The sequence below is a fragment of the Fulvivirga lutimaris genome (assembly GCF_009711525.1).
In the GTDB taxonomy this organism is placed as follows: domain Bacteria; phylum Bacteroidota; class Bacteroidia; order Cytophagales; family Cyclobacteriaceae; genus Fulvivirga; species Fulvivirga lutimaris.
The window spans coordinates 1-13,353 of the sequence record NZ_SMLV01000327.1; the positions used below are offsets into that span (position 1 = coordinate 1).

The window sequence follows — 13,353 nt, forward strand, 5'->3', positions numbered from 1 at the left end:
TAATTGCGAGTAATTAGATTTCCTTCAATAATTATAGATACTTTATGATGCCTTGCATCTTCTCGTATCTGATGAAACAAATTAAGGACAGCTTCCTTTTCCCCTTCAAGTACCTGAATAAATTTGCTTTCGGAATATATTAATAACCCTGTAATACCATTTTCCTTATTCTTAATTCTAGCCTGATGAAGTAGCTTCATTAATTCTACTTCATCCATAGGATGGTGTGCATTACTTCCATATACAAGGTAGTACATGAAACAATTTAGAAAATAAGATTCTAAATGACAACAGTACTAGGCCTCAGTTTCTTTATCTATAACTAATGCTTCTACGGGATCTTCAACCTCTGTTAGGGTCTTTAAATGACTAACTTTGTTGAGTTTCAATGTAAGGTCAAGATCAAGTAGATTATCCTTGTGCACATTAAAAAACTCCTTGTGAATATCATGAGGTGCATCTCCATTGGCATGTCGTTTCAGGTAGCTTCCATCCTCCTGCATTACATAGCAGTTGACATTATCTAGTAAGTTATTTTGAAGAATATTCTTAACCTGTCGCTGTATCAAGTCATCATTAATCATAAATAATGATTCAAGTCTACGCTCGAAACTACGGACCATCATATCTGCACTACCTGTATATACAATCTCATTACCGCCATTATGGAAATAATAGATTCTTGAATGCTCCAGGAAGTGACCAACTATCGAAATTACTTCAATATTTTCACTCAACCCCACTCTACCCGGCCGTAAGCAGCACATACCTCTAACAATGAGTTTAATGGGAACACCAGCCTGAGAGGCTGCATAAAGCTCATCTATACTCTCTTTATCCTGCAATGAGTTCACCTTTATAACAATACCTGAAGCTATACCCTTTTTAGCATTTTCCGCCTCTTTTCTGATCAGCTCAACTAACTGCTGACGCATATCCTTAGGCGCTGTAATCAGGTTTTTATAAACACTCGGCATCGAGTGACCTGTAATTACATTAAAAAAGTCTGAAATATCATGAGCATACTCATCGTCAGTGGTCAATAAGCCCAGATCAGTGTAAAGCTTAGAAGTAGACTCATTATAGTTACCACTAGACAGATGGACATATCGGGTTACCTTCTCTCCTTCCTTCCTTACAATCAAAAGAAGTTTAGTATGAGTTTTAAAGCTACTGATACCATAAATCACAAAACATCCAGCTTTTTGAAGCCTCTGAGCTTCACGCAGGTTATTCTCTTCATCGAAACGGGCTTTTACTTCAAAAAGTACCGCTACGTGCTTGCCATTTTCAGCAGCTTTAAGCAATGCAGCTGTAACTCTGGAATCCCTGGCAAGCCTATAAATAGTGATTTTAATAGCAAGAACTCCAGGGTCATTAGCTGCCTTTTCAAGCAATTCAAGAACCGGCTCTATACTATTATAAGGATGATGAAGTAGCACATCCCGCTCCTTCAGCACTTCGAATATGTTGTCTTCTCCAATTTCAGGATAACTTAACGGAGGCACCATAGAGGGCATCTCGGTAAGCATGTCCTTAAACTCGTTATGCCTGACAATTTCCCACAAGCCAGTAAAATCTAAAAGGCTGCGCTTAGAATACCTAAATATATTATCGTCCTGCAGTTCCCATCGTTCTTTTAAAGTCTTTAGCATCCAACTGTCTGGTCGCCCCACCACCTCAAGCCTAACCACTCTACCGGTTCTTCTGGTTTTAAGCTTTTGCTTAAGTTCCTCCAAGAAGTTAGCCTCGATATCATCACTCTCTTCTAAAGTAAAGTCTCCATTTCTGGTCACTCTAAACAGGCTTGTTGATACTATTTTAATATTTCTAAAGAGGTGATGTACATTATTCTTTATAATATCTTCAAGGGCAATAAAATGCACGACATCATCTCTTTCTACTTCATAAAACCTCGGAATGTTTGATGGTATTTGTATGAAATTTAGCTTCTTATTATCGTCTTCAACACTTTTGGTCACCACTCCCAGCACCAACCTATTGGTACTTAATATTGGAAAAGTGTGATAGCTGTCATAAGCCATCGGGGTCAGCATTGGATATACTGTAGAGTCAAAGTATTTATTGACTTTAGCCTTCTCTTCAGGCAAAAGTTTTTTAAATGGAGTAATTGAAAAGCCAGTTTCCTCAAACTGCGCTGCAAGGTCTTTTAGAAATAAATGCTGCTGTTTATCAGAAAACTCTTTGGCCTTTGATAATAACACCTGACGGAAAGGCACTTCACGAAGTCCTGAATAATCGAAACGCTGCTTTCCATAATCGAGATAGTTATACAAACTACCCACCCTAATGGTGAAAAATTCATCTAAATTGGATCCTGTTATTGCCAAAAACTTAATTCGCTCGATTAGGCTCTTTTTCTCATCCTTAGCCTGATCTAAAACACGATCATTGAATTTTAACCAGCTCAAATCACGGCTGATATAATTACTCTGAGCGATTTCCTTCTTAAGTCTTTCAGGAATTACCATTGGGTATTGTTTCGTTGGGTTTAAAAATAATTAAACAAAACTGCCAATTTAATAGTGCAATTGACTGCTTGTTAAATTAACATTTCTTTATCATTTCCAATTATTGGGAAATAAAAAAAGTCACCTCAACTAATAAAAATCAGTTAGAGGTGACCCTTAAGTATCAACTGATGTACTAGATATCTACTCTAGCATATTTAGCATTCTTCTCGATAAACTCTCTACGAGGTGCTACCTCATCTCCCATTAACATAGAAAATAAGTGATCGGCCTCAGCAGCAGACTCGATAGTTACTTTCTTCAAACTTCTGCTTTCAGGGTTCATTGTAGTTGACCACAATTGCTCAGGATTCATCTCTCCAAGACCTTTGTATCTCTGAATACCTACTGATTCTTCTTTACCATCTTTGGCCATCTCCTTGATCAGGACTTCACGCTCTGCTTCTGTCCAGCAATAACGTTCATCTTTACCCTTCTTCAATAAGTATAATGGTGGCAATGCGATGTACACATACCCTTTTTCAATGAGTGCATGCATGTATCTAAAAAAGAATGTTAATATCAAGGTTCTAATGTGACTACCGTCAACATCAGCATCCGTCATGATTATGATCTTGTGATATCTTAGCTTCTCCATATTCAAAGCCTTATCATCTTCTTCGGTTCCAAAGCTTACTCCTAATGCCGTGATCATATTCTTGATCTCGTCATTCTCATAGATTCTATGCTCCTGAGCTTTCTCTACATTAAGAATTTTACCCCTAAGTGGTAGAATAGCCTGAAAGTTTCTATCTCTACCCTGTTTTGCAGATCCACCTGCAGAGTCACCCTCCACAAGATACAGCTCACAAAAAGTAGGGTCGTTATTCGCACAGTCAGCCAATTTTCCAGGCAGTCCGGTACCACTTAAGACATTCTTACGCTGAACCATTTCGCGCGCTTTTCTTGCTGCAAATCTGGCCTGAGCTGCAATAATTACTTTTTGAACAATAGTTCTTGCCTCTTTTGGATTTTCTTCAAGGTAGTTATTCAGCATCTCGCCTACAACTACGTCTACAGCACCGCTAACATCCGAGTTACCTAATTTAGTCTTTGTCTGTCCTTCAAACTGAGGCTCAGCAACTTTAACAGAAATAACGGCAGTTAGACCTTCCCTAAAATCATCACCTGTAATATCTACTTTAACTTTATCAAGTAAGCCAGACTTATCAGCATAAGACTTTAATGTTCTTGTCAATGCTCTTCTAAAACCAGCAACGTGAGTTCCTCCTTCTATCGTGTTAATATTATTAACATAAGAAACCACATTTTCGGTATAAGACGTGTTATAATTTAACGCTACCTGAACTGGAATCTCGCCATTCTCTCTATTCATGTAGATTGGCGTAGGAATAAGCTTCTCTCTGGTACTGTCTAAGTAGGCTACAAACTCCTGTAAACCACCTTCTGAATGAAAAGTGTCCTTTCTTGTCTGACCATCATCATCAAGTTCTCTTAAGTCTTCCAGATGTACTGTAATACCTGCATTTAAAAATGACAGTTCTCTAAGTCTTGATGCAACTGTTTCGTAGTTGTACTCAGACACAGTAAATATGCTATCGTCTGGTTTAAATTCGATAGTAGTACCGTTTATCTCGGTCTCACCTATTTCTCTAACTTCATATTTTGGAATACCAGTGCTATATTCCTGCTCAAAAATCTTTCCGTTTCTATGGACCGTGGCCTTTAACATTGTAGATAGTGCATTCACACAAGACACACCCACACCATGTAGTCCACCAGAAACCTTATAAGTATCTTTATCAAACTTACCTCCAGCATGAAGCACAGTCATTACCACCTCAAGAGCAGACTTCTTTTCCTTTTCGTGATAATCTGTAGGAATACCCCTACCATTATCTGAAACAGTTATAGAATTGTCGGTATTGATTCTTACTGATATAGTATCACAATGTCCGGCAAGTGCCTCATCTATTGAGTTATCGACTACCTCCCAAATTAAGTGGTGAAGACCTTTGACCCCCACATCACCTATGTACATTGCAGGTCGCTTTCTAACGGCTTCTAAGCCTTCCAGGACCTGTATATTTCCTGCTGAATACTCGTTCTTTTTCTGTTCTTTATTTTCTGCCATAATCTCTTTTCAAAATCTCTCAAAACTACACTATTATGTCCTTTTTTACATTGCTTTTTTGTTGTAATATTATCAACTAATTCTTTAGTTTTGAGATATGCAGCGATTAAAAATAATAACCCTTTTTATTACCTTCTTTTCCTTGGCTATTTCGGCTAATAGTCAACGAATGTTTACTACAGAGCAACTTGATTCTATGAGGCAGCAAAGGGTAATTAGGATGAAAGAAAGGGCCAAATTGAGGTTTATAGAGTATAAAGAACTGGAAGACAAAGATTCTATTAAGTTTATCGATTTATCATATGGTGACTTCAGCGAAATTCCTGACTTTGTTTATCAATTTAAAAACATCACCAGCCTTGACCTTTCTTACAATAATATAAAGTCGTTGCCAAAAAGGCTTAATGAATTAACAAAGCTCAACTCCATTGTTTTAGGCAACAATAGTCTGGAAGGACGGAAATTAAAAGTGAAGAAGAACAAGATTATTAAAAGGGTAAATCTTGAAAAGAATGAACTAACCAGAATACCAAGACAGCTAAGAAAGCTAAAGTCTGTAAAAGACATGAACCTCTCAGACAATAAGTTCTCGCGATTTCCAAAGCGGATAAAAAAATATAAGGAGTTAGAAGCGCTTAAGCTCGATAAAAATGAAATTTCGCTGCTCAATCAAAAATACGCGCGGGTAAAGAATTTAAAGCGCTTAAGGCTGAATAGGTGTAAAATAGACTCCATCCCTCCATCGTTTTTTGACCTTACAGCATTAATTGAAATTCAACTGGCTGAAAATAATATAAGCACTATACCTCCAAAAATTGAAAACCTGATCAATCTTGAAAGCTTAACCCTTTACAAAAACAATATCTCAGTGCTTCCCAAAGAGCTATTTAATTTGACCAAGCTCCGACAAATAGATATATATTATAATCAGATTCAAGTTATCCCTCCAGATATTAAGAAGCTTCAGAACTTAGAAATATTATACCTATCAAATAACAGAATCTATTCACTGCCAGATGAAATTGGGGAGTTGACTAATCTGGAAAAGTTATATGTTCATCATAACAGACTGAGTTATTTACCTAAAACAATCGCTAACCTGAAGCACTTAGAGGTGCTGAGGATTAATGATAACTACTTCACATCCTTACAGCAGGAACTTTTCGAGCTTGAAAACTTAAAGAATTTTGATTTCTCCGTTAATCAGGTAAGTCTTATTCCAAAAGAAATTGGCAAGCTCACTCAACTTGAACTGCTTTACTTTCACCAAAATCCCATTGAGAAGGAAAATGAGAAAAACTCACACTTAAATGAGACTGTAAATCACCTTAGAGAAAATGGCGTAGTCGTAAATTACTCAGAGTAACTGTTAGTTCTGATTAAGACTAAAGTACAGGCAGCCTCCACCTCTACTCCTTGTTTCTGAGCCATTGCCATAAACTCTGGATTCTCAGTACCGGGATTAAAAATAATCCTTTTGGGGTTAAGGCTCAGAATATACTCATACCATTCGGGCTGATTTTGAGGACCAATATAGAGTGTCACTGTGTGAACATCATCAATATGCGGCTTTGTACGCAAATCTAATATTTCCTTATCTAAGACTTCTCCCTGCTTTATGCCTACCGGAACAAAATCAAAATGAGCTTCGTCAAGCATGTTAGCTGCTAAAAATGCATATCTTGATGGGTTTGTAGTGGCTCCTATGATGACTGTCTTCATAACTTAACTGACGAATTAATATATTGCACAACTGCTGCCTCCGCGCATCTCTCCCCATCCATAGCCGCGGAAACAATACCTCCCGCATAGCCAGCTCCTTCAGCACATGGATAAAGTCGTTTAAGCTTTACATGCTCTAAAGTTTCTTTATCTCTGGGGATTCTTACAGGTGAAGATGTTCTACTTTCAACTCCTACAATCTGCGCTTCATTTGTGAGGTACCCTTTCATTTTCTTACCAAAACCTTTGAAGCCATACTTAAGCCTCTCGCTAATAAAATCAGGTAATATCTGAGTCATATCGACTGACAACAAGCCCGGCTGGTAAGAAGTTTCAGGAAGTGTTGAAGAAACCTTGCCATGTACGAAATCTACCAAGCGCTGTGCAGGTGCGACTTGGGTGCCACCAGCCAGTTGACAGGCCTGTTTTTCAATATCGGCTTGAAAATACATAGCTGCAAGTTCTTCATGTTGTTGATAATTTTTCAAGTCGGCCGTTTCAACAGCCACGACAATACCTGAGTTCGCGAACTTACTATCTCTGCGAGATGGACTCATACCATTGACCACTACCTCACCTGGATTAGTTGCTGAGGGAACAATAAACCCACCTGGACACATGCAAAAGGAAAATACTCCTCGTTGCTGATCACCAATTACAGTTTGACTTACCAACGAATAAGATGATGCAGGCAGGTATTCCCCTCTATCTCCAGCGCAGCTGTACTGAATTGAGTCAATAAGCATCTGTGGATGTTCTACCCTAACCCCCAAAGCAAAAGGCTTGGCTTCTATTTCTATTTCTCTTCGCTTAAGTAGTTGAAAAATGTCCCTTGCTGAATGTCCTGTTGCCAGAATAACAGCCTCTCCATTTATCTTATCTCCAGCAGAAGTTTCAACACCTTTGATAGCTCCTTTTTCAAGAATCAAATCAGTGACTTTGGTATCAAACAACACTTCGCCACCTGCATTGATTATACTCTCTCTGAGTTCCTGAACAATCTTAGGTAGTTTGTTAGTACCAATATGCGGATGTGCATCGTATAATATTTCTTCTCTCGCCCCATGAGCCACTAAAATCTCCAGAATACGGTTTAAATCGCCCCTCTTCTTTGATCTTGTATAAAGCTTACCATCAGAGTATGTGCCAGCTCCTCCCTCTCCAAAACAATAATTAGACTCAGGGTTAACAATATGGTCTTTATTAATGGCAGCGATATCCCTTCTACGTTCTCTTACATCTTTACCTCTCTCAATTACTATTGGTTTTATCCCAAGTTCAACCAAGCGTAAAGCAGCAAAAAGACCAGCAGGCCCTGCCCCAACTACCACAACTTGCTTTGATGAGGAAACATTACTGTAATCTTTTTTATATTGGATTAAATCCGGGACTTGCTCGTTTTGATAAACATCGGCCTGCACATTGACCCAAACTGTAGACTTACGGGCATCAATGGATCTTTTGATTATCCGGACTTCAGATGAGCTCAAGCCCGACTTAGCAGCTATAATCTCTTTAGCGTGATCAGAAAATGCTTCTTCTGGTCGAAGACGCAGCTGAATGTTTTTTTTCAAATTAGTAAGGTTTTTATCCTTAAATTATTTTCTGGAGCCGAAGGAAAATGCATACCCTATATTCACTCCGAAAGTATAGGCAAAGGTAATATCACTTTGATCAAGATCATCAAAAGCTGATTCAAAAGTTCCACCTTTATCGAACTTTCTCAAACCACTACCTGCTCCAACAAAAAGGTCTATGGTATAGCCTTTTGATCTTGTATCCTGCAAGAGTCTATACCCTAACAATACAAGATACTCTACTTTCTGCTCTGAGGCACTGGCACGAATTACATTTTCAGGAAATAGAATGCTCGTTGTATTAGAAAAATGGCTCTGGTTTGTGAATCTAATTTCATGGCCGAAATACCACAATGAGTAACCATTGCCTGTAGAGTTATAGAATTTCTGTCTGACTGCTATGCTATACCCCCTGGTATAAACATCATTGAGTGGCACTTTATGATCCTCAATGTAAAATGGAGTTCTTATTCCTTCAAATTCAAATTCGTGACCCAGTCTCTCCTGAAGATAGAACTCCATAGCAAAAGGCAATCTTCCAATAAAAGTAGCAAACGGATTTGTGCTTAAAATGACACCTTGAAACTCATTGATCTTCGGCTGGAAATAACTGAACCTCCTGCCTTTAAACTTATAGGCTGCTACACCATACTTTCTTGCCTTTCTCTCAGGCTTTTGAGGCTCTACTCTTTCTATAGGTTCATCATAAATAGGTTTATAATAACCTGATAGTGTTCCATCATTTTTATATAATTCCCATCTCCCTACTTTCTGACCATCTTCTAGCACACCTTTCGTTTGAAGCGTACCATCCGGATAGTAGCCATAATATTCGCCCCTGCCTTCAATAAAATTACATTCACCTTCCAGCTGTCCATTTTCATAAAAGTATTGCCAAACACCATGGTTCTTTTCATTTTGAATAACCCCGGTCATTTTTATTTTACCACTTTTGTAATACTCTTTATACTCTCCAGTACCTTTATCAAAGGTAATTTCACCTTTATTGCTACCATCTTCATAGAAATTACCCCAATAGCCGGCCTTCTTTCCTCCAAGAAAATCACCTTTAGAGCTTACTTGACCATTATCATAGTAATAGGTCCATTCTCCATCTGCTTGACCAGCCTTATAAGAGCCTTGAGCCGATACCTTCCCATTATCATGATAAAAGCGCCAATCTTCAACACGTTTGCCATTTTGATATAAACCTTCAGCTTGCTTATTGCCATTTTGGTAATAATACTTCCATAGCCCCACATGTTTTGAACCAGACTTAGGTCCCTCAGCCTTCTTTTCCCCCGTTGGATAGTATTCAATATATCGGCCTTTGTCATACGTATAATCAGCCTCACCTTTGAGCTGCCCATCTTCATAGTATTCATTCCAATGGCCTTCTCTTTTATTGTTAACAAAGACTCCTTTTTCTTTCAGCTTTCCACTTTCATAGAAGATCTTCCATTCCCCTCGCCTTTTCTGATTGCTTATCTCACCTTCCATGCTTTTACTACCTTGTTCGTAGTAATACTCCCAATAACCATCACTCGAATTGCGCTTGACAACACCCTTCATCTTTAGCTTTCCCGTCTCATAATAAAAATTCCATTCACCATAGGTCTCATTGTTTTTAAACTGACCTTCTGACTCAATATTTCCATTAATATAATAAGAGAGGTATTTTCCTTCCAGGATATTCGACACACTGTCACGCACATAGAACATCTCTTTCAGTTTGCTCCTGTCCTCATCATGATAGACATGGCGAAGCACCTGAGCCTGAGAGGCATATGACAGGAGGATAAATAATATATAGTAAAGCCCGGATTTCATAAACAATTAATAAATATACGTAGAAATAGGCTAATATGGACTTTTATTGCTTTTGAAACACTTCTTTAAGCACCCATGACTTACCCCATTCAGCCCTTTCTTCATCAGACCATAGTGATGGGAAAAAGATGATTTTTTGAAATCGTGGTGGCAGATATTTTTGCCAATTAGTACCACCGGTGGCAGCAATATCCTCAGGGTCTCTTTGCAGATATCTAACAGCGGACTTATAATGCGCAAGTGGCCAATAAACATTAGCATAAGCATCATAAGCTCTTAATTCATCAATAATCTCAGCATTGGCAATTGCTCCAAAATGCTTTTCATAAATTTTTAGCAAGTTAACTTCTTTAAAAGCCTTTGCTCGATGCAAAAACTTACTATTGTACTTCTCTTCAAATTGACGTAAAGTCAATGTTTTCTTGCCAGAAGCTAATTCTGTTGCACCACTTCTCCAATATATCTTGTCTATAAGTTCCTCTATTGAAGTATCCTCAGAAAATCCCTTTCTTGAAACCGGATCAGTCAGATTGATCAAATCCGTTGAGCTAATTTCAATTAGACGGTATTGCGCAGACTGAAAGCCACTAGCTGGCAAGAGTGACATTCTAAATTTCAGGAATTGATCCTTATCCATGCCTTCTACCATTACCGAAAAGGAATTTTCTAGTACTTTAAAGTATCCATTAATCCTCTTAAGCCTGTATAGAAAGAACTGCTCATTAATATTTTCATGCTCAGCTATCTGATCTATCTCCCAGAGTATCAACTTAAAAAATAGCTCTGTATGCTGATGGTAGGTGATGAATATCATCTCATCCTTCATTCCTGTTTTAGGATTTTGAAGGCTCAAAAGTGTATCAAGATGGATGTAATCCCAATAGGTAAGATAGTCACTGTAGAGTAATCCATCTAAGTATGAAGACAGGTCCTGACCCATCACCTCATACTTCTCTTCCAGTTTCTTTATCTGCTCTACAATTTTTGGGTCAATTTCTGACTTATTCATGGACGTTTTACAATATATGTTTTAACCTTGCGTAAATTTGAATTTTAAATACGAATAACCCAAATATCAATATATACAAACGTTTGCAATGGCCACAAATAAAAAATCTTCAGCCGATATGTTTGAGTCTCCTGACTTCTACAACTTAGACGAGTTACTTACAGAGGAACATCTGTTAATCAGAAGTTCAATAAGAGATTTTGTCAAAAAAGAGATCACGCCATTCATTGAGGACTGGTGTGAAAAAGCACACTTCCCCTATGAGATTGTTAAAAAGTTTGGAGACGTAGGTGCATTCGGCCCAACTGTTCCTGAGCAATATGGTGGCGGTGGGTTAGACTATATTTCTTATGGTCTTATCATGCAAGAAATTGAAAGGGGTGACTCTGGAATGAGATCAACGGCATCAGTTCAGGGCTCTTTGGTAATGTATCCTATTTACAAGTTCGGGTCAGAAGAGCAGAAAATGAAGTTCTTACCTAAATTGGCTTCAGGTGAGTTTTTAGGCTGCTTTGGCCTTACCGAACCAGATCATGGTTCTAACCCAAGCGGAATGGTGACCAATTTTAAAGACATGGGTGACCACTACCTTTTGAATGGTGCTAAAATGTGGATATCAAACTCACCTAAAGCGGATATAGCTGTAGTATGGGCTAAAAACGAAGAAGGAAGAATCCATGGCCTAATAGTAGAAAGAGGTATGGAAGGTTTTACCACTCCTGAAACGCATGGAAAATGGTCTTTGAGAGCCAGCTGCACTGGTGAATTGGTGTTTGATAACGTAAAAGTACCTAAGGAGAACCTATTGCCTGGCAAAAGCGGGCTAGGTGCACCAATGATGTGTCTTGACTCTGCAAGATATGGTATTGCATGGGGAGCTATTGGTGCTGCTATGGATTGCTATGACTCAGCGAGGAGATATGCTGCTGAAAGAATTCAATTTGGCAAACCAATTGCTTCATTTCAGCTAATACAAAAGAAACTATCAGAAATGCTTACTGAGATTACTAAAGCACAGTTATTAAACTGGAAATTAGGTAAAATGATGGATGCTGGCACTGCCACTACTCCTCAAATATCTATGGCAAAAAGAAACTCCGTAGAAATGGCCCTAAAGATAGCCAGAGAGGCGAGACAGATACATGGAGGAATGGGCATAACGGGTGAATACCCAATGATGCGCCACATGATGAATCTGGAATCTGTAGTTACATATGAAGGAACTCATGATATCCATCTTCTTATCTTAGGTGCTGATATCACTGGAATTCCAGCTTTTCAATAAGAAACAACAATTTGTTGATAAATGAAAAGGCCTGCTATGAGCAGGCCTTTTCATTTATATTCAATTCACAGTCTCAATTCATCTATTCCTGCACATAGGCTTTAATAGTTATTCGTTGAGCGGAAGACTTTGGATCATTTGAATAAAGGGTAATTGACTTTTGTTGATTACCCCTTCTTCCTTCTGGGTTAAAGGTGACATCAAGATTGGCCTGTCCGCCCGGCTTAATCACTTCATCAGACAACACCCCAGTCACGCAAGTGCAATTAGGACTAATCTTTTTTATGGTCAAATCACTATTGCCCGTATTCTTAACAACAAATTGATATTTCGATTCCTTCTCCTTACTCACTCTTCCAAAATCATAAACCGAGTTTTCAATTTTTAGCCTTGGTACCTCTGACAGTTCTTCAGGAGGTATAGGAGCAAAGTAGTCTTCTATTGTTGCATAAACTGTCAGCTCCTTCACTTTGTCCTCTGGCTCATTCGTCTGAAAGGAAATCCGATCATTCATAAACCCATAATCATTCTTTACGGCTGCATCATAAGTAACCACTAGGTATCCTGAAGATTTAGACCCGAGGGTTTTAGGTTCAAATGATACTTTTATATGATCCGGAGCTGCATAGTCATCAGAAAAAGTAATATCCACATCAGTTTGATTATAGATGTCATATTTTCTAACTGCTGCTGGTTTATTGATATAAACTTTGCCAAGATTTACCGATGGATATTTCATTCTAATACCTCCCATCTCGGTTCTCAATTTCTCTTCAATGGTTAATACTTTAGGCTCCACCTCCCCTCTTATATACAACCGGAGTGTCTCGCCTAATGAAGTGGTGATCGTCAGACTCTTGTTAAAAACACCAGGTCGGTTTCTGGGGTTGTATTGAGCTTGAATATATCCTGTATTCCCGGGTGCAATTGAGTCCCTGGTCCAAGCTGGGGTGGTGCATCCGCAAGACGCCTTCACATTTAGAATACGTATTGGCTCCTGACTATTATTGGTAAAAGTAAATTCATGTGTGATCGGTCCATCAACTTCCTTCACATTTCCAAAATCAAAAGACTTTTCTGAAAATGTAATAGGCTCAACTTGCTGTGCATTAAGTGTAGTTGTTAATGACGAAAATACTATAAATGATAACAGTAGCAATCTCATAATCATGATATTATACTTCAAAACTATTGAAAGCAAAGTTTAATACTAAATGAATACAAACAATTAACAATCCTTTAACGGTTTTAAACTTCTTCTATTTAAGAGTAATTCACTTTATTTGCACAAAATCATAATTATG

At 38.3% G+C, this 13,353-nt stretch carries 10 protein-coding genes; 2 read left to right on the forward strand and 8 right to left on the reverse strand.

Annotation, left to right across the window (positions count from 1 at the left end; translation table 11 throughout):
• From E1140_RS06995 to gyrB, 3 genes are all read right to left on the reverse strand, one after another.
• On the reverse strand, positions 1–257 hold a 257-nt coding region (locus E1140_RS06995), incomplete at its 3' end, for a BLUF domain-containing protein (protein WP_185153466.1).
• Positions 258–296: 39 nt separating this feature from the next.
• Positions 297–2,492 carry a polyphosphate kinase 1 gene (gene ppk1 / locus E1140_RS07000; RefSeq protein ID WP_155180824.1) on the reverse strand — a complete coding sequence of 732 codons (2,196 nt, stop codon included), beginning with the start codon at positions 2,490–2,492 and terminating at the stop codon, positions 297–299.
• A 175-nt stretch (positions 2,493–2,667) separates the two neighbouring features.
• Entirely contained in the window at positions 2,668–4,626 is a 1,959-nt protein-coding gene (gene gyrB / locus E1140_RS07005) for a DNA topoisomerase (ATP-hydrolyzing) subunit B (protein ID WP_155180827.1), read from the reverse strand.
• A gap of 97 nt (positions 4,627–4,723) precedes the next feature.
• Between gyrB and E1140_RS07010 the strand changes: the two genes are divergently transcribed.
• The gene (locus tag E1140_RS07010) at positions 4,724–5,992 is read left to right on the forward strand and encodes a leucine-rich repeat domain-containing protein (protein ID WP_155180830.1); all 1,269 of its coding nucleotides are present in this window, start codon (positions 4,724–4,726) and stop codon (positions 5,990–5,992) included.
• Here E1140_RS07010 and E1140_RS07015 read toward each other — a convergent pair.
• From E1140_RS07015 to E1140_RS07030, 4 genes are all read right to left on the reverse strand, one after another.
• Positions 5,980–6,348 (reverse strand): CoA-binding protein, encoded by a 369-nt coding sequence (locus E1140_RS07015; protein WP_155180833.1) that lies wholly within the window; start codon positions 6,346–6,348, stop codon positions 5,980–5,982. The two genes, E1140_RS07010 and E1140_RS07015, sit on opposite strands and share 13 nt — an antisense overlap.
• Positions 6,345–7,922, reverse strand: coding sequence for an NAD(P)/FAD-dependent oxidoreductase (locus tag E1140_RS07020; protein ID WP_155180836.1), 1,578 nt, complete (start codon positions 7,920–7,922; stop codon positions 6,345–6,347). The genes E1140_RS07015 and E1140_RS07020 overlap by 4 nt, the downstream gene beginning before the upstream one ends.
• A 24-nt stretch (positions 7,923–7,946) precedes the next feature.
• A complete protein-coding gene (locus E1140_RS07025) occupies positions 7,947–9,647 on the reverse strand; it encodes a toxin-antitoxin system YwqK family antitoxin (protein WP_425482004.1) in 1,701 nt (566 codons plus the stop codon).
• A 151-nt stretch (positions 9,648–9,798) separates the two neighbouring features.
• Positions 9,799–10,764, reverse strand: a complete 966-nt coding sequence (locus tag E1140_RS07030) for a tryptophan 2,3-dioxygenase family protein (protein ID WP_155180842.1) — start codon at positions 10,762–10,764, stop codon at positions 9,799–9,801.
• Between the two features lie 88 nt (positions 10,765–10,852).
• Here E1140_RS07030 and E1140_RS07035 point away from each other — a divergent pair, with 88 nt between their 5' ends.
• Positions 10,853–12,049, forward strand: a complete 1,197-nt coding sequence (locus E1140_RS07035) for an acyl-CoA dehydrogenase family protein (protein WP_155180845.1) — start codon at positions 10,853–10,855, stop codon at positions 12,047–12,049.
• A gap of 82 nt (positions 12,050–12,131) precedes the next feature.
• Here the strand turns inward: E1140_RS07035 and E1140_RS07040 are convergent, their stop codons facing one another.
• The gene (locus E1140_RS07040) at positions 12,132–13,214 is read right to left on the reverse strand and encodes a DUF1573 domain-containing protein (protein WP_246202726.1); all 1,083 of its coding nucleotides are present in this window, start codon (positions 13,212–13,214) and stop codon (positions 12,132–12,134) included.
• Positions 13,215–13,353 lie beyond the last annotated feature (139 nt).

Bases quoted from the DNA above. Each gene is read 5' to 3' on its own strand.
- ppk1 (WP_155180824.1), bottom strand. From the start codon at position 2,492: ATGGTAATTCCTGAAAGACTTAAGAAGGAAATCGCTCAGAGTAATTAT.
- gyrB (WP_155180827.1), bottom strand. From the start codon at position 4,626: ATGGCAGAAAATAAAGAACAGAAAAAGAACGAGTATTCAGCAGGAAAT.
- E1140_RS07010 (WP_155180830.1), top strand. From the start codon at position 4,724: ATGCAGCGATTAAAAATAATAACCCTTTTTATTACCTTCTTTTCCTTG.
- E1140_RS07015 (WP_155180833.1), bottom strand. From the start codon at position 6,348: ATGAAGACAGTCATCATAGGAGCCACTACAAACCCATCAAGATATGCA.
- E1140_RS07025 (WP_425482004.1), bottom strand. From the start codon at position 9,647: ATGTTCTATGTGCGTGACAGTGTGTCGAATATCCTGGAAGGAAAATAC.
- E1140_RS07030 (WP_155180842.1), bottom strand. From the start codon at position 10,764: ATGAATAAGTCAGAAATTGACCCAAAAATTGTAGAGCAGATAAAGAAA.
- E1140_RS07035 (WP_155180845.1), top strand. From the start codon at position 10,853: ATGGCCACAAATAAAAAATCTTCAGCCGATATGTTTGAGTCTCCTGAC.
- E1140_RS07040 (WP_246202726.1), bottom strand. From the start codon at position 13,214: ATGAGATTGCTACTGTTATCATTTATAGTATTTTCGTCATTAACAACT.